The sequence below is a fragment of the Polaribacter sp. NJDZ03 genome (assembly GCF_019263805.1).
Lineage (GTDB): Bacteria > Bacteroidota > Bacteroidia > Flavobacteriales > Flavobacteriaceae > Polaribacter.
On the sequence record NZ_CP079195.1, the window covers coordinates 2761476 to 2779129 of the forward strand.

Consider the following 17654-nt stretch of genomic DNA (forward strand, 5'->3'; position numbering starts at 1 on the left):
TCTATGTAAGTGTATTGTCTTTTTCGTTAGGGAAAACTAAAGATGGTTTAAAGTTTTTTGCTTCTTCAAAATCCATGAATCCGTAAACGATTAAAATTAATACATCATTCACAGCAACTTTTCTTGCTGCGGCTCCGTTTAAGGTAATTTCTCCACTTCCACGAGGTCCGGGAATTGCATAGGTTTCTAAACGTTCGCCATTATTATTGTTTACAATTTGAACGCGTTCACCTTCAATAATGTTGGCAGCATCCATTAAATCTTCATCAATGGTAATGCTTCCTATATAATTTAAATCTGCACCTGTAACTTTTACACGGTGGATTTTTGATTTTACAACTTGTACTAACATGTGGCAAAAATACTGTTTTTTTTATTACTAATGTTTTAAACGAATGTTGTCTATTAATCTTATGTCTCCTGCAAATACAGCAATAAAAGCACGGTATTTTTTATGATATTCTTTGCTTTCTATGGTTTTTAGTGTTTTTTCTTCAGCAATTGTAAAATACTCTAATTTTAAATAAGGGTGTTCTTTAAATTGACTTTCTACCCATTCGTTAATTTTATTAGCTTCTTCTGAGTTAAATTTATAACGAACTTTTTTAAGTATTTTGTATATAAATGCTGCTTCAGTTCTATGTTCTTTAGATAATCTTGTGTTTCTAGAACTCATAGCTAAACCATTTTCTTCTCTAAAAATAGGACAACCTTTAATTTTTACTGGGATTCTATTTTTTTTAACCATTTTTTTGATGATCTGCAATTGCTGAAAATCTTTTTGACCAAAATAAGCTCTGTTGGGTGTTATAATTTCGAAAAGGGTTTTTATAATGGTACCAACACCGTTAAAATGACCGTTTCTAAATTTGCCTTCCATTTGATGTTCTAAGCCATCGAAATCAAAGTTTTCTGAGGCTATATTTTCTGCATAAATTTCTTCTACAGAAGGTAAAAATAATACATCGCAAGAAACACTTTCTAACAATTTAGTATCGTTTTCTATTGTTTTTGGATATTTAATTAAGTCATCTTGGTTGTCGAACTGGGTTGGATTTACAAAAATACTAACTACAACTAGATCGTTTTTTTCGATTGCTTTTTTTATTAAAGATAAATGACCTTCGTGTAATGCGCCCATTGTTGGCACATAACCAATGGTTTTATTATCCTCTTTTTTAGAGGTTAAATATGATTTTATTTCTTGTTTTGTGTTAAAAATTTTCATCTTCAAAAATTAAGTAGAGTCTGCAAACTTACCAATTTAACACGATATTAGCATAAAAAATTGTATTTTTGCGCTTCTTATAAAAGAGTTTGATTTAATGAAGGACAAGAGAATATTATTTGTTTCATCTGAAGTAGTGCCATACTTACCCGAAACAGAGTTATCATCTACAGCCTTTAATGTTGCAAAAAACGCACATTCTAAAGGAGTACAAACAAGAATTTTCATGCCAAGATATGGCGTAATTAACGAACGCAGACATCAGCTACACGAAGTAATTCGTTTATCTGGTATGAATCTAGTAGTTAATGATATGGATATGCCATTAATTATAAAAGTTGCTTCTATTCCTAAAGAAAGAATGCAAGTGTATTTTATAGATAATGAAGAATATTTTAAACGAAAAGCCGTTTTTACTGATGAAGATGATGATTTGTTTGAGGATAATGATGAACGTGCTATTTTCTTTGCAAAAGGAGTTATAGAAACTGTAAAAAAATTAAACTGGGCGCCAGATATTATTCATGTTCATGGATGGATGGCTTCTCTTTTACCTCTTTATTTAAAGGAGTTTTATAAAGAAGAGCCTTTGTTTACAGAAAGTAAAATTATTACCTCTTTGTATAACAACCCTTTTGAGGGAACGTTAGACGAGTCTTTAGCAGATAAAGTGAAGTTTGATAATATTTGTGACGAGAAAATTGCTACAATAAAAACACCAAACTTTACAAACATATTAAAAAGTGCCATAGAAAATTCTGACGCAATTATACATGGTAGTGAGGAGATCTCAGAAGAATTGACTTCTTTTATAGAAGGTAAAGATATTCCGGTTTTAGAATATCAATCTGAAGATTTAAAAGAAAGTTATTTAAATTTTTATGCTGATTTAATTTCGGCTAATTAATTATTTTATAAAGTGAGGAGATTTTTTGAGAAAAGCACATTTATTGTGGCTATAGTATTAGTATTTACAGCTGTTGTTTCTTGTGAAAAAGATTTTACAGATATTGGATCAAGTATTGTTAACAATACAAAATTTGATACAGAACAAGTTGTATTAGATCTAGAAATAAAATCTATAAATACAGAAAGTATTATTGCAGATAATATAGGTTTACCTAGATTACAAAATAATAGTTTTCCTTCCGTAGATTATTGGTTAGGAGTTTATAACAGTAATAATGCTAAAAAAATAGAAGCTGGCTTTGTATCTCAATTAGGTCTTGTTTCGAACTTAAAGAATCGTCAAGAGATGGTTGATGGAGATACTATATTTAATTTAGATAAAGTTGTTTTAAAGATACCCTATACGTCTGTTTCTTTAGGTGTAAACTCTAATGGAGTACCAATCTATAGGTTAGATTCTATTTTAGGAAATACCTCAATTAATACCACTTTAGAAGTATATAGGAATCCAACTTTTTTATATGGTTTAAAACCTTTGGAAATATCAAAACAAAACTCTTATTTATCTAATTTTGATTATGAAGAAACTGAATTGTTAACAGCAACTACAGGTTTCTCTTTTATACCACAAGCAACAGATACTATTTTTACTTTTGATAGAATTGATAGAAGGATAGATGTAAATAGTACGGCGGTAGTTAATGATACCCTAAGGGTAACTAATACTGCAGGTGCAGCAACTCCTTTTTTAGCAATTCCGTTAGATATAAATAAAATGAAAACATTATTTTGGGATAAATTTAATGATGTAGAGTTTTCTTCATCAAGAGAGTTTCAAAATTATTTTAAAGGAATTATTGTAAAAGCGAAAGGTACTGATGGGGCATTAGTTCCTTTCAATTTAATTCCTAATTCAAATTTTGCTGTAGATTTTTTATATTCTAAAACAGTAAAAAAAGAAGGTGAAGATAATGAAGTTATAAAAGAAGCATACTCTTTTTCTCTAGGTGGAATCCAAAACAGTATATACAAAACGGAAGATATAAATACTGTTCCAGTAAATAATTTTGTTATTCAAGGTACTGCTGGTTTTTCTGCAGAAGTTAAGATTTTAGGTGTTAATTTATTAAATTTAAGTCCAGAAGATCCTTTTCTAGCTTTTTCAGATAAAGATTTAGATAATAATAATTATTTAGATTTAAAGGAAATAGCTTCTATTAGAGATATTGAGAATAATGAGTTTGGATTTTTAATTAATGATGCAGATTTAACTTTTGCAGTAAACAGTGCGCTAAGTACAAATTCAGACCTATTGCCTCAAAGACTTTATATTTATAAAAATAAAGATAACGGAAATGGAGGAGTAACCCCAACACATTTATCTGATTCTTATGAAGAGGGAGCTTTCTTTAGTGGCGTTTTATCATCAACTGAAGAAGAAGTTCCAGAAAGTTATACTTTTAAAATTACAGATTACATTTCTGATTTAGTAGATGGTTCTTCTGATGATTTTTCGTCATTAATACTTAAAGTATATAATTCTACTGATAACCCTATAATAACAGGAGCCTTAAATGTGAATGTATTACAATACAATTGGAATCCAAGATCTGTGGTTTTATTTGATGAGAATGGAGAGAAGAAAGCTCAATTAAAAGTCTCATATATTAGAAAAAAGAATTAAAAAAAAAACGAACTAAAAGAAAGAATTTTATGTGTGGAATTACTGGCTATATTGGCTTTAGAGATGCTTATCCAATAGTTGTAAATGGACTTAAAAGACTAGAATACAGAGGGTATGATAGTTCTGGGATTATGATGTATGATGGAAAAGAAATACATCTTTCTAAAACTAAAGGAAAAGTTTCTGATTTAGAAGCCATAACTGATAATGACGAAAAAAGAAAAAAAGGAAATATAGGAATTGGGCATACACGTTGGGCTACTCATGGAGTACCAAATGATGTAAATTCTCATCCTCATGTTTCTCAGTCTGGTGAGTTAGTTATTGTACACAATGGTATTATTGAAAACTACGACACTTTAAAAAAAGAGCTAATATCTAGAGGCTATGTTTTTAAGAGTGATACAGATACTGAGGTTTTAGTAAATCTTATAGAAGAAGTAAAAAAGAACGAAGGTTGTAAACTTGGGCAAGCAGTTCAATTGGCATTAACAAGTGTTGTAGGTGCTTATGCAATTGCTGTTTTTGATAAAACAAAACCAAATGAGTTAGTTATTGCTCGTTTAGGAAGCCCTATTGCAATTGGAGTAGGAAAAGATAATAGTGAGTTTTTTGTTGCTTCTGATGCATCACCTTTTATAGAGTATACAAAGAATGCTATTTATTTAGAAGATGAAGAGTTAGCGGTTGTTAAAATTGGTAAAGACATAAAAGTTCGTAAAATTAAAGACGACTCTATGGTTGATACTAATATTCAGAAATTACAGCTAAGTTTAGATCAAATTGAAAAAGGTGGTTATGACCATTTCATGTTAAAAGAAATTCATGAACAACCTAAAGCCATTATAGATACTTATAGAGGTAGAATGTTGCCTAATGAAGGGATTATTAAAATGTCTGGAATAGATGACCATTTGAATAAGTTTTTGAATGCCGAAAGAATTATAATTATTGCTTGCGGTACTTCTTGGCATGCTGGTTTAGTTGGTGAGTATTTAATAGAAGATATGGCACGTATACCTGTTGAGGTTGAGTATGCATCTGAATTTAGATATAGAAACCCAATAATTACACCAAATGATGTTGTTATTGCAATTTCTCAATCTGGAGAAACGGCAGATACTTTGGCTGCTATTAAATTAGCAAAATCTAAAGGAGCTTTTGTATTTGGTATTTGTAATGTTGTGGGTTCTTCTATTGCTAGAGAAACACACGCAGGTGCTTATACGCATGCTGGTCCAGAAATTGGTGTAGCGTCTACAAAAGCATTTACAACTCAAATTACAGTGCTTACATTAATTTCTTTAAAATTGGCTAAGGCGAAAGGAACGATGTCAAACTCTGCATTTAGAATGTATTTGCAGAAAATGGAATTAATTCCTGCTAAAATAGAGGCACTTTTAAAGATTGATGAAAAAGTAAAAGAAATTGCAGCAGTATATAAAGATGCAAAAAACTGTTTGTATTTAGGTAGAGGGTTTAACTTTCCGGTAGCATTAGAAGGTGCTTTAAAGTTAAAAGAAATTTCATATATACATGCAGAGGGATATCCTGCAGCAGAAATGAAACATGGTCCAATTGCTTTAATTGATGAGAACATGCCAATTTTTGTTATTGCAACCAATAAAGGGCATTACGAAAAAGTAGTGAGTAATATTCAAGAAATTAAATCTAGATCTGGTAAAATTATTGCAATTGTTACAGAAGGAGATACTCAGGTTAAAGAAATAGCAGATCATGTTATAGAAATTCCTGAAACAGAAGAAGCATTAACACCGCTATTAACTACAATTCCTTTTCAATTATTATCATACCATATTGCGGTAATGTTAAATAAAAATGTAGATCAACCTAGAAATTTAGCAAAATCGGTTACGGTGGAGTAATTTTTCTTATACTTTATAAAAAAAACCCAGCTTTTAGCTGGGTTTTTTCATTTTAAAAAAGTAATATATTACACTTAATTTTTGTGATTGGCTACATATCAAGATTATATATTGATATGTAAAAAAAAAAATATACTTACCTTAGTCCTTAAAATATTTAATGTTGCATATAAAATAGCAGAGATGTTAATTTTAAATTCCATTTCTAATTTATCAAAATACTATGAATTATAGTCAAATAACCCTCTTGTTTATGCAGGGTACTTTAGTTGCTTTAGTAATGCTTTTTTTATTTCATTATAGAAAACAGTTGGGTATTGGAGTTATGTTTGCATGCTTGGGATTATTTCAGTTTGTACAGGTGTTTTTATACAATAGTGTTTCTATTTCAATTACAGATAATTTTTTTGTTTCTCCAGGACATGTTGTTTTTTTCTTAGCATCTCTATTTGTTTTACTTATGGTTTACATAAAGGAAGACACAAATGAAACTAAAAAAATTATTTATGCTTTGTTTGTTGTAAACATAGTAATGTCTATTCTTGTAGAAACATTAAACTTTACCAACACATCTATAAAAGGTGGTTTTAATTTAACAGAAGATCTTTTTAATATTAGTTTATGGGAATTATTTATTAGTACAGTAGTGTTGTTTTTAGATGCTTTTTTAATCATATTTTTATTTGAATATATATCTAAAAAAATACAATTCTTATTTCTCCAGATTTGTATTACTATGCTAATTGTTATTAGTTTTGATACATTGTTTTTTGTAATCTTAACGTCTTGGGATGTACATAATTTAACTTCAATTATAATATCTGGACTTATATCAAAAGGAATTTTTACTATTTTTTATGGGACTTTTCTTTACCTTTATTTACGATTTTTCGATAAAAGTAAGTCGATATCAACTATTTTTAAAATTAAAGATATCTTTCAGCCACTAACTTATAGACAAAAATTTGAATCTGCAGAAAAAGTAATTCAAGAAACTACAGAGATGTATCGTATTCTAACAGATCACTCTAGTGATTTAATTTTTTTACAAGAACCAGATGCCACTTTTAAATATATTAGTCCCTCTATAAAAAAAATATTGGGTTATGAACAATCAGAATTTTTAGGGAAGCAAGTCTTTAGTATTGTTCATAAAGATGATATTACAATCATAAAGGAATTACTAGCAAAAAAATTAATTAGTAAAGGCGTTATTTCTGATGCTATTCCCGTTAGAATCTTACATAAAGATGGTCATTACATTTGGTTAGAATTTTTGTCATCTCCGGTTTATAAAGGAGATGAAATTAGTTACTTTGTTACTTCTGCCAGAGATATTACGCAGAGAATTTTAGCAAGGGAGAAAATTCAAGATTCTTTTGAGGAATTAGAAAAAAAGGAACACTCTTTAGAAGAGGCTAGTAAAGTTGCTAAAATAGGATATTGGGAATATAATATTAAAACAGATACTTTTATCTGGTCTGATTATATGTATACCATTTACGGAATAGATCCAGAAAAGGGAGTTCCATCTCAAAAAGATCTCATCTCTTTATATGATAAAGAATCTCAAGAAAAGATAGCCCAGGTTGTAAAGGATATTGCAGAAAAAGGAGTTTCTTGTGATGTAGAATTAAGATTTATCAACAAAAAAAATAAAGTTGTTTGGGAGCGTACTGTTGCTAAATCTATTTATAATCAACAAAATGAGGTTGTAGGTAGAATAGGTGTTATGCAAGATATTACGGCCTTAAAAAATGCACAGTTTGAAGAGGTGCTTTCAAAAGAAAAAATTAAATCTTCTCTAGAACTTTTAGAGAAAAAGGGTTTTACTTTAGATGAAGTGAGTAGCATGGCTAAGATTGGTTATTGGGAGTTTAGTAACGACCAGGTTCATGTTATTTGGTCTGATTATCATTATGAGATTTTTGGATTAGATCCTAAAAAGGGAATTCCTCCACGAGAAAAAATTTTAGCTTTTTTTGATGATGAATCTCAAAGAAAAATAGAGCAAGTTAATTTAGAATTGAACTTAAAAGGAACGCCTTATGATATTGATTTAAAATTGATTAATGAAAACAAAGAAGAGGTTTGGGTACGCAGTATAGTACAGCCTGTATATGATAAGCAAAATAAAATTACAGGAAGAAGAGGTCTTTTACAAAATATTACAACCTCTAAAAAAGCTCAATTAGCTTTGGAGCTTTCTACAGAAAATATTCAAATCTCTTTAAAGTTATTAGAGAAAAAAGATTACTCTTTAAATGAGTCTAGTAAAATGGCTAAAATAGGGTATTGGGATTATATTATTGAAACAGATACATATACATGGTCTGATTATATTTACCATATTTATGGATTAAGCCCAAATGATGGAATTCCGCCACATAAGGAAGCAGTGAAGGTTTGTGACAAAGAGTCTCTAGAAAAATTATTAGCCGCCACATTAGAACTGAATACAAAAGGTACACCTTATAATGTTATTCTAAAATTAATTAATAGAAATAATGAAGAGGTTTGGGTAAGAAATGTAGCTAAGCCTATTTATAACAAAGAAAATGAGATTATTGGAAGAAGAGGGGTTTTACAAAATATAACCGAATGGAAAAAAGCTCAATTAGAATTAGAATTATCTAAAGAAAAGATTCAATCTTCATTAGATCTTTTAGAAAAAAGAGACCATTCTTTAACGGAATCTAGTAGGATTGCTAAAATTGGGCATTGGGAGTATGATATAGCAACGGATAGTTATGTTTGGTCTGATTATGTGTATGAAATTTATGGTTTCGATTTAAATGAAAGTATTCCTTCACGTAAAGAAATGGTGAGTTTTTATGATAAAGATTCTCAGTTTAAGTTAGCTAAAGCTACTGTAAATCTTACCCTAAAAGGAACTATTTACGATATTGAATTGAAATTAATTAATAAAAAAAATAAAGAGTTTTGGGTAAGGCAAGTGGTACAGCTTATTTACAACGAACAAGATGAAATTATTGGTAGAAGAGGTGTAGTGCATAATATTACAGCTTCTAAAAAAGCTCAATTAGAATTAGAACTCTCTAAAAATAAGATTCAGAAGTCTTTAGAGTTGTTGGAGAATAGTGAATTCTCTAAGAATGAAGCTAGTAAAATGGCTAAAATGGGGTATTTAGTGGATGATATTGCTACAGAAACTTATGTTTGGTCAGAATATATATATCATATTTTTGGATTTGACATAAAAAAGCCTGTACCCTCACGTAAAGAAATTGCAGAACTTTTTAACGAAGAGTCTAAAGAAAAGATGGGGAAAGCTACCTTTAAATTAGATACCGAGGGCATTCCTTTTGATCTTGAGTTAAAAATGATAAACTTAAGAAAGGAAGTAGTTTGGATTAGAATTGTAGTTGAACCTGTTTACGATCAACAAAATAAAATTATTAAAAGAAGAGGAGTATTACAAGATATTACCGCTTCTAAAAATACGCAACTAGAATTAGAGCTTTCTAAAGAAAAGATTCAGACCTCCTTAAAATTATCAAGAAAAAGAAAGAATTCGATGGATGAGGCTAGTAAAGTAGCCAAAATAGGTTATTGGGAGCACGATATGTTAACAGGCATTGTTGTATGGTCTGAGTATGTGCATCGTATTTTTGGATCAAATCCTAAAGATGGAATTCCACCAGAGGTGGTGTTTTTGAAAAACATGAAAAAAGAATCGCAAGAAAAGTTTGCAGAAGCAACAATAGCACTTACTTCTAAAGGTGTTTCTTATGATATAGAATTGCAATTTATTAACTTAAAAAAGGAAGTTGTTTGGGTTAGAAATGTAGCACAACCTATTTACAATGAACAAAATGAAATTGTTGGTAAGAGGGGTATTTTACAGAATATTACAGCTTCTAAAAAAGCACAGGAAGAATTAGAGCTTTCTAACCAAAAGATTGAAACCACTTTAAAACTTTTAGAGAAAAAGGAATACTCCTTGCGTAAAGCTAGTGAAATAGCTAAAATAGGGTATCAAGAATATGATAATGCAACAGGTATTTTTATATGGTCTGATTATGTTTATGATATTTTAAGGTTTGATATAAATGAAGGAATTCCATCACGTGAAGATATTGAACAAATTTTTGATGATGAATCTATAGTTAAATATGAAAAAGCAATTAAAGATCTGGTTAAAAATGGTACTCCTTTTGATTGTGAATTGAGGCTTGTTACCAAAGATAAAGAAGAAGTTTGGGTTAGAAATGTTGGTCAGCCTGTTTATAACAAGCAAAATGAAATTATAGGAAGAAGAGGTATTCTACAAGATATTACAGTTGCTAAAAAAGCACAATTTGAACTAGAGCATTCTAAAGAAGAAATTCAAACTTCTTTAGATTTATTAGAAATGAGTGAATATTCTAAAAATGAAGCTAGTAAAATGGCTAAAATAGGGCATTTAGAGTATGATATGGCTTCAGATACTTCTGTGTGGTCTGAATATCTTTATGTTATTTTTGGATTAGACCCAAAACTTCCGCTGCCCCCATTAAAAGAAATAATGTCTTTTTTGGATGAAGACTCTCAAAAAAAGTTAAAAAAATTAACTTTAGATCTTGAGTTAAATGGAACTCCTTATGATGTTGAATTTAAATTAATTAATACTAGAAGTGAAAAGATTTGGGCAAGAATGATTGTTGAACCCTTGTATAATGAGCACGGAATTGTAGTTGGAAGAAGAGGTGTTCTACAAGATATTACCGAGAGAAAACAAATAGAACAAGAGCATTTAAGGGTAGAAGATAATTATAGAAGACTCTTTGATAATGCTACTGTTTCTATTTGGAATGAAGATTTTACGAGTATTTTTAAAGAAATTGAAGTGCTTAGAACGCTTCAAATTCTTAATATAAAAGTGTATTTAGAACAGCACCCATGGTTGTTAAATGCTTTATTAGAAAAATTGATGGTTAATAGTGTAAATGCTGCTACTTTAAAATTGTTTAAAGTTAAAAACCATGAAGAATTTCTAGTGAATTTTTCCAAGACACTTGGTACAGGGGCAGAGAAAATATTTGAAAACCTTATAGAAGCTATTTGGAATTATGAGAAGGTATTTTTATCAGAAGTAAATTTTAGAACACTAGAAGGAGATGAGTTTGCTGCCTTAGTTTCAATTCCTATACCTCAAACAGAGATAGAGCAGAAAACAGTACCTGTAAGTATTCAAAGTATTCAAAGTATCAAAGATGCTAAATTGTCTGAGCTAGAATCCTTAGAAAAATTAAAAGAAGCACAAGAATTAGCTCAGGTTGGTAGTTGGACGCATAATGTTTTAACTGAAAAATCTGAGTGGTCTGAAGAAACGTTGCGTATTTGGGGTTTCGATTTAAATAAACCAACATTAGGACAAGTAGAAATTTTAAATAGAATTCATAAAGATGATCTTAATTTTTTTAAACATACTGTAGATTTACTTTATGCTAAAGGAATTCCTTATGATATAGAATTTAGAATTTGTTTACCTAATAATGTAGAAAAAACCATAAGGGCTATATGTAAGCCTATATTTAACGAAAATAATGTTATAATCAGTTTAAAAGGAACTAATCAAGACATTACAGCTCAAAAAGAAGCAAGAAGAGAAATTGAAAAAGCAGAAGAGATGTACCGTATTATAACGGATAACTCTAATGATTTAATTTGCTTACATGAAATAAATAGTACTTTTAAATACATCAGTCCTTCTATTTATAACTTATTAGGGTATAAACAATCAGAACTTTTAGGTAAAAATGTCTTTGGTATTGTTCATAAAAGTGATATTAAAGCTTTAAAAAAAGTAATGGTTCAAAGAAAATTTAGTAATATGTATACAGATACATTTAGTTGTAGAGTGTTACATAAAAAAGGACATTACATTTGGTTAGAGTTTTTATCGTCTCCAGTTTATAAAGATAATGAGATTAGTTCTTATGTTTCATCTGCAAGAGATATTACGCAATGGGTGTTAGCTAAGCAAGAAATAGAAGAATACCAAACATCACTTCAGAAATTAACTACAGAGATGACGTTGATAGAGGAAAAACAGAAAAAAGAAATTGCAACCAATATACATGATCATTTAAGTCAGTCTTTAGTAATCTCAAAAATGAAAATTAATGAGTTGAAAAAAAGACCACAATTAAAATTGATTGATGAAGATTTAAGATTTATTGAAACGCATATTTCTGAAGCTTTAGAGAATAGCCGTAAAATTACGTATGAGCTTTCACCTCCGGTATTATATCAATTAGGTATTGTTGAGGCGTTAAATTGGTTATTTGACAATGTAGAAACTACACATAAGATTGCTTGCGTAGTTAATAGTAATGTAGATAATATTAATTTAGATGAAGTAAAATCTATTTTATTGTATAGAAGTATACAAGAAGTTTTAACCAATGCTATAAAATATGCAAGTGCATCTTTAATAACTTTAGACCTTGATAAGAATAACTTAGGACTTGATATTTTTATTACAGATAATGGAGTTGGTTTTAATACTTCTATATTAAATAATCTTCATAATCATTCTGGATCTGGTTTTGGTTTGTTTACGGTTCAGGAACGAATTAGAAACATTCAAGGAAAATTTACAATAAAATCAAAAATAAATATGGGTACAACAGTTAAAATTTTTATACCTTTATCTAAATGAGTTATTTAAAAGATATTAAAATTGTATTAGTCGATGATCATAAGTTATTAAGAGATGGTCTAAGAAACATTATAGAGCAGAGGTCTAATATGCACATAATTGGCGAAGCTTCCGATGGTAGAGAGGCTATAAAAATATGTCCAAAACTTTTGCCAAATGTTATTGTTATGGATGTTGCCATGCCTGGTTTAAATGGTATAGAGGCAACAAGGCAAATTCATAAAAACAATCCAGATATAAAAATTATTGGTCTTTCTATGCACTCTAGTAAGCAGTTTATACAAAGTATGTTTAAAGCTGGTGCCTTTGCTTACTTGTTAAAAGATGGAGATTCAGATGAGTTAATTACTGCAATTTGTACGGTAATGCAAAATAAAAAATATCTTTCAAAAGATATTAATCAAGAGTTTCTATCTGCATTAAAAGAGCCCAAAGCATTAGAAAAAACACAATTAAGTTCTAGAGAAAAAGAAGTATTACAGTTAATTTCAGAGGGGCGTTCTTCTAAAGAAATAGGAGAGATCTTATTTTTAAGTCCTAAAACGGTAGATGTACATCGAAATAATATTATGAAAAAAATAGATTTATTCACAATTCCTGAATTGACAAAATATGCCATTCAAGAAGGGTTAACTTCATTAGATATTTAAGAGTTCTATATCTTTTAAGATAAATGTTAAAAGCATAATGATAAGCACTTTGCTTATGAAAATATTTAGAAAAACCATTTATCTTGCCTTTTAATTAAGATACCCAACCTTATATTGAAAGCAGCACTTCGTAACTTATTGATAGTAGAAGATAATCCTTTTATAGGGAAGAATATTCTTGATGCCGCTAAAGAAATTGTTAGTATAAGAGATATTTGCTTAAAGAAATCTTTGCATGAGGCAATTTCTACTTTTAATAAAACTAATTTTGAATTAATAATACTCGATTTGAAATTACCTGACGGTAATGGTATAGAGTTGCTAAGAATGCTTCAAGAAAATAAAAAGGATACTAAAGTCTTTGTATTTTCTATAAGTACAGAGCTAAGGAAGACATGTTTTAAATACGGTGCCTTTGCCTTTTTTGACAAGGCTAAAGATTTTGATGAATTAATTGAGGCAATTAAGATTGCATAACCATTAGGTTACTTATCTTTTAAAAGATTCAATTCTAAAAAAAAAATATTGATTTTTACAAAGTTTTTATAATAACAAAAAGCTAAACATTAAGGGGGTTGTTTAGCTTTTTTATTAATATAATTGGGGGAATTGTATATTAATGTATTATTAAAATAATAGGGGGAATAAAAAATTTATTAAAACAATTTTTTAGTATCATTCAATTTCATTGATTATCAACTATATACTTGTTTCTATACTACAAATATATATAACATTGTTAGGTTGTTCAATAGGTAATTTTCTTATTTTTTATAATCAGGACTAAAATGTAGATTTTTGTTAAATGCAAAGTAGAATACATTGCTATTAGGCCCTGTAAGTTTTTAGCACTGTGTAGATTTTTAGTTAAAAAAGAAAAACCCAACATTACGTTGGGTTTTTCCTTTTTTTTTAGGTTCTAACTTCAAATGTAATAGGTATACTGTAGCTTACACCTACAGGAGTACCTCTTTGCTTTCCGGGAGTCATAGTGGGTAAAGCATTAATAATTTCTACAACTTCTTTTTCTAACCGAGGGTGTGGCCCTCTTGCTCTAACATTTACAATATTACCTAGTTTATTAATGGTGAAAATTACAAATAATTTCTTTTTACCAGGCTCTAAGCCTAATTCACTAGCTAAATTAATATCAAATCTTTTACCAAAAAATTCTGTTACCTTTTTAGTAAAACAGTCTTTTAAATCTTTATTATTTCCTTTACAACCAGGATAAACAGGTACGTTTTCAATTAATATAAAAGGAATATCTTCTACCACTTCTTCCACTTCTTCTACTTCTACAATATCATCGGTATTTACTACTATACCTACTGTTTCATCGGTTTCTGTAGATTCAATGACTGTTTCTTCAATCTCCTTTTCATCTTCTACAACCATAATTTGCTCTACTATCGGTGGAGGTGTATTTTTTGGTGGTGGTTTTACCTCTTGCATTTCAATAATAGGAATATCTTCTTTCATCTCATCAACCATATTTGCTTGTCCTAAGCTTTTTAGGTCATTCCTTTCGTAAGTTTTGTGTTCTATTAAAGTGTAAGTAATAAATAAGGCTAATACTAACCCTATTTGTAAGAAAATTTTACTGTAGTTTTCTAACTGTTGTTTTGGGTTTTTTTTAATGTCCATTTTGAAATCCTTTAAAAATGTATAATTTTAACTTCGTTATTAAAAAATAGCGATATAGATTATCAGATTCTTGTAAATTTGATTTTCTATTGTAAAATTAATAGTTTAAAGGGCTTTAAAATATGATTTTCATCATACTTTGTCGTGTACCTTTGTAGGTGTATTATTGTTCCAAAGTGTAAGAATATCTGTAGCAACACTTGCGCCACTTCCTGCAGCAATTGCAAATTGACTTCTACAGCCAGAAATGGTACCGCAACAATATAAACCGTCTTGTATTAAGTGGTTGTTATTTTTAAGTTGAATTCTATCTTTTGCTGCATTGGCTCTTTTATGAGGTTCTATAAAAGTATCTAATCCTTCTATTGTAAAAGGTTTGGAGTAATTTAAAGCCAGAATTGCAACTTTACTAAAATACGTAGTATCGTTAGTTGTTATTTGATACCCGTTTTCTATCGTTAAAATAGAGGTAACTTTTTCATTTTCTATTTGTTCTACATGAGGGTATAAAGTAGAAAGCTGTTTTTTGCCTTCAATTAATATATTTTTCCCTAAAGTTTTGGCAGGTATGCCTAATACATTATTAAATAACGCATTTTGTAGGTGAGAAGCTCTCTGGTGACTAATAATTCCAATAGTTTTATTAGCTGCAAAGTCTTTATTTTTTGCAGAACCTAATACCAAAGCGCATTGCAATGCAGAAGTGCCACCACCTATAATAAGAACATCAAAAATCATTTAAATAAAAAGGACTTTAATATTTGCCGCAAATAATTTTACAGAAATAGCCAATAAAATTACACCAAATATCTTTCTAATTATTTGAATTCCTATTGGGCCAATCATGCGCTCTATTCTAGAAGAGGTTTTTAATACAATATAAATTAAAATAATATTTGCTAATACTGCAATAATAATATTTTCTATATAAAACTCAGATCTTAAAGAAAGTAGGGTTGTTAAACTTCCTGGACCTGCAATTAAAGGAAAAGCTAATGGAAATACAGACGCTGTAATTGCATTTACATCATCTTCATTGTCTTTGTAAAGTGTAATTCCTAAAATCATTTCTAAGGCAATAAAAAAAAGTATAAAAGCACCTGCAACAGCAAATGAATGTACATCAATACCAATTAATTTTAGTAAACTTTGCCCTAAAAATAAAAAAAAGATCATAATAACACCTGCAATAATAGCTGCTTTTTCTGATTGAATATGGCCTGCTTTCTTCCTTAGGTCAATAATAATAGGGATATTACCAATAACATCTATAACTGCAAACAAAACCATAAAGGCGGTAAAGGCTTCTTTAAAATTAAAATTCATATTTTTTTATATATTTTGTAAAATTAGAGAACTTAGTTTAGGAAAACGCAAAGTTATAGAAAAAAATAACACTATTTTTGCGATATGTTTCAACTTGGAAAAACTATAGTTTCAGAAGATATTATCGATAAAGATTTTGTGTGCAATTTATCTGCTTGTAAAGGTGCCTGCTGTGTAGACGGTGACGCCGGAGCTCCCTTAGATAAGGAGGAAACAAAAATTTTAGAAAGAATATATCCTAAAGTAAAACCTTTTTTAAGAAAAGAAGGAATTGCTGTTATTGAAGAGCAAGGTACTTGGGTTACTAGTGAGTGGGGAGAATTAGAAACCCCTTTAATTAATGGTGCAGATTGTGCTTATGTTATTTTTGATGAAAAAAAGACAGCGCTTTGTGCAATAGAAGAAGCGTATAACCAAGGAGAAATAGATTGGAAAAAACCAGTTTCTTGTCATTTATACCCTATCAGAATAAAAGAGTATAGCGAGTTTTCTGCTGTAAATTATGATAAATGGGAAATCTGCGATGATGCTTGTTCTCTAGGAAAAGAATTACAAGTGCCAGTTTACAAGTTTGTAAAGCAAGCTTTGGTAAGAAAATTTGGACAAGAATGGTATGATGAATTAGAAGTAATTGCGGCAAAACATTTAGAAAGTAAGTAAATTATTTTATCAGAAATAAATAGACCTAAAAGCATCAAATAAATTTGATGCTTTTTTTTATGGCATACTAATTGTTTTAACAGAGTTTTAACATTTTAAAACTTTCGAATTATGAAAAACACCAAAAAACTACCAACAAAACAATTAGAAAAATTCTCTAATATTTTTACACAGCTAGGGTTGGTATTAGTCCTATTTATTGTCTTTATAACACTAGAGCATAAAACCGAAGAGAAAATAGTGGTAGATTTTAATTCTGCTAAAAGAGCAGTAGTCTATGTAGCGCCAGATACAGAGGTTCTTTTTACCAAAGAGCCTAAAGTTGTGCCTAAATTAAAAATAATTAAAGCAGCACCTTTTATTGTTGATGAAATTGTAAAAGGAAAAAATACGATTATAGAAACTGTTTTTGAAGACACAAGCATAGAAGATCCTATTTTAATAGATATAGAGAATCTTGTAGAAGTTAAGTTAGAAGAGAAATTTATTGAAGATGTAGATTTTATCAATATACAAAATGCACCCATTTTTAAAGGATGTGATCATTTATCAAAAGAAGAGAATAAGGTTTGTTTTGAAAAAAAAATGAAACAATTTGTACAACGTAATTTTAATGTAACGTTGGCTAATGAAATAGGCTTACATGCCGGTAAACATAAAATTTATACGCAGTTTGTTATAGATGATAAAGGAGAAATAGTTGATGTTAAAATAAGAACGGCATATAAAACCTTAGAAAAAGAAGCATTAAGAGTTATTAAGAAATTGCCAAAATTTAAACCTGGTATACAAAATAGTAGAGCTGTTAAAGTAAGATATAATTTACCCATTGCTTTTAGTTTAGAGTAAAATAAAGAGGTTATCTAAAAAGAATTAAACCTTGTTATCTTCAACTTGTTTCAGTATCTCAACTTATTGATATTCAATTTTTATAAGAATCTAAAATAAATCTAGATTAACAAAAAACACACTTTTTAAACAGCCTCTTTTTAGTGAG

13 protein-coding genes are annotated in these 17654 nt (G+C 29.2%); 8 read left to right on the forward strand and 5 right to left on the reverse strand.

Annotated elements, in window-relative coordinates; genetic code table 11:
• Position 1 precedes the first annotated feature (1 nt).
• Both panD and panC read right to left on the reverse strand, forming a co-directional pair.
• A complete protein-coding gene (panD, locus tag KV700_RS11785) occupies positions 2-352 on the reverse strand; it encodes an aspartate 1-decarboxylase (RefSeq protein ID WP_036825265.1) in 351 nt (116 codons plus the stop codon).
• 27 nt (positions 353-379) lie between these two features.
• On the reverse strand, positions 380-1228 hold the full coding sequence (gene panC, locus KV700_RS11790; RefSeq protein ID WP_218597992.1) for a pantoate--beta-alanine ligase: 849 nt from the start codon (positions 1226-1228) through the stop codon (positions 380-382).
• Between the two features lie 97 nt (positions 1229-1325).
• On the opposite strand from panC, the gene KV700_RS11795 reads away from it, so the two are divergent.
• From KV700_RS11795 to KV700_RS11820, 6 genes are all read left to right on the forward strand, one after another.
• Positions 1326-2135, forward strand: coding sequence for a glycogen/starch synthase (locus tag KV700_RS11795; RefSeq protein WP_208890834.1), 810 nt, complete (start codon positions 1326-1328; stop codon positions 2133-2135).
• A 45-nt stretch (positions 2136-2180) separates the two neighbouring features.
• Positions 2181-3821, forward strand: a complete 1641-nt coding sequence (locus tag KV700_RS11800) for a DUF4270 family protein (RefSeq protein WP_254712911.1) — start codon at positions 2181-2183, stop codon at positions 3819-3821.
• A 29-nt stretch (positions 3822-3850) separates the two neighbouring features.
• On the forward strand, positions 3851-5707 hold the full coding sequence (glmS, locus tag KV700_RS11805) for a glutamine--fructose-6-phosphate transaminase (isomerizing) (RefSeq protein ID WP_218597993.1): 1857 nt from the start codon (positions 3851-3853) through the stop codon (positions 5705-5707).
• A 253-nt stretch (positions 5708-5960) separates the two neighbouring features.
• Positions 5961-12374, forward strand: a complete 6414-nt coding sequence (locus tag KV700_RS11810) for a PAS domain-containing protein (protein ID WP_218597994.1) — start codon at positions 5961-5963, stop codon at positions 12372-12374.
• The gene (locus KV700_RS11815; RefSeq protein ID WP_218597995.1) at positions 12371-13024 is read left to right on the forward strand and encodes a response regulator transcription factor; all 654 of its coding nucleotides are present in this window, start codon (positions 12371-12373) and stop codon (positions 13022-13024) included. Before KV700_RS11810 ends, KV700_RS11815 begins: the two co-directional genes overlap by 4 nt.
• A 114-nt stretch (positions 13025-13138) precedes the next feature.
• Positions 13139-13501: a response regulator gene (locus tag KV700_RS11820; protein WP_166383673.1), complete on the forward strand. Its 363-nt coding sequence runs from the start codon at positions 13139-13141 to the stop codon at positions 13499-13501.
• Positions 13502-13936: 435 nt separating this feature from the next.
• Here KV700_RS11820 and KV700_RS11825 read toward each other — a convergent pair whose 3' ends face one another.
• The 3 genes from KV700_RS11825 to KV700_RS11835 form a co-directional block, all read right to left on the reverse strand.
• On the reverse strand, positions 13937-14671 hold the full coding sequence (locus KV700_RS11825) for an energy transducer TonB (protein WP_166383671.1): 735 nt from the start codon (positions 14669-14671) through the stop codon (positions 13937-13939).
• A 132-nt stretch (positions 14672-14803) separates the two neighbouring features.
• Positions 14804-15409, reverse strand: coding sequence for an NAD(P)/FAD-dependent oxidoreductase (locus KV700_RS11830; RefSeq protein WP_166383669.1), 606 nt, complete (start codon positions 15407-15409; stop codon positions 14804-14806).
• Positions 15410-15997, reverse strand: coding sequence for a MarC family protein (locus tag KV700_RS11835; RefSeq protein ID WP_166383667.1), 588 nt, complete (start codon positions 15995-15997; stop codon positions 15410-15412).
• A gap of 84 nt (positions 15998-16081) precedes the next feature.
• Here KV700_RS11835 and KV700_RS11840 point away from each other — a divergent pair, with 84 nt between their 5' ends.
• Positions 16082-16657 (forward strand): DUF3109 family protein, encoded by a 576-nt coding sequence (locus KV700_RS11840; RefSeq protein WP_166383665.1) that lies wholly within the window; start codon positions 16082-16084, stop codon positions 16655-16657.
• A gap of 111 nt (positions 16658-16768) precedes the next feature.
• Positions 16769-17506: an energy transducer TonB gene (locus KV700_RS11845; RefSeq protein WP_218597996.1), complete on the forward strand. Its 738-nt coding sequence runs from the start codon at positions 16769-16771 to the stop codon at positions 17504-17506.
• The last annotated feature ends 148 nt before the right edge of the window (positions 17507-17654 follow it).

Bases quoted from the DNA above. Each gene is read 5' to 3' on its own strand.
- panD (WP_036825265.1), bottom strand. From the start codon at position 352: ATGTTAGTACAAGTTGTAAAATCAAAAATCCACCGTGTAAAAGTTACA.
- KV700_RS11795 (WP_208890834.1), top strand. From the start codon at position 1,326: ATGAAGGACAAGAGAATATTATTTGTTTCATCTGAAGTAGTGCCATAC.
- KV700_RS11840 (WP_166383665.1), top strand. From the start codon at position 16,082: ATGTTTCAACTTGGAAAAACTATAGTTTCAGAAGATATTATCGATAAA.
- KV700_RS11810 (WP_218597994.1), top strand. From the start codon at position 5,961: ATGCAGGGTACTTTAGTTGCTTTAGTAATGCTTTTTTTATTTCATTAT.
- KV700_RS11845 (WP_218597996.1), top strand. From the start codon at position 16,769: ATGAAAAACACCAAAAAACTACCAACAAAACAATTAGAAAAATTCTCT.
- KV700_RS11815 (WP_218597995.1), top strand. From the start codon at position 12,371: ATGAGTTATTTAAAAGATATTAAAATTGTATTAGTCGATGATCATAAG.
- KV700_RS11835 (WP_166383667.1), bottom strand. From the start codon at position 15,997: ATGAATTTTAATTTTAAAGAAGCCTTTACCGCCTTTATGGTTTTGTTT.
- KV700_RS11825 (WP_166383671.1), bottom strand. From the start codon at position 14,671: ATGGACATTAAAAAAAACCCAAAACAACAGTTAGAAAACTACAGTAAA.
- glmS (WP_218597993.1), top strand. From the start codon at position 3,851: ATGTGTGGAATTACTGGCTATATTGGCTTTAGAGATGCTTATCCAATA.
- panC (WP_218597992.1), bottom strand. From the start codon at position 1,228: ATGAAAATTTTTAACACAAAACAAGAAATAAAATCATATTTAACCTCT.
- KV700_RS11830 (WP_166383669.1), bottom strand. From the start codon at position 15,409: ATGATTTTTGATGTTCTTATTATAGGTGGTGGCACTTCTGCATTGCAA.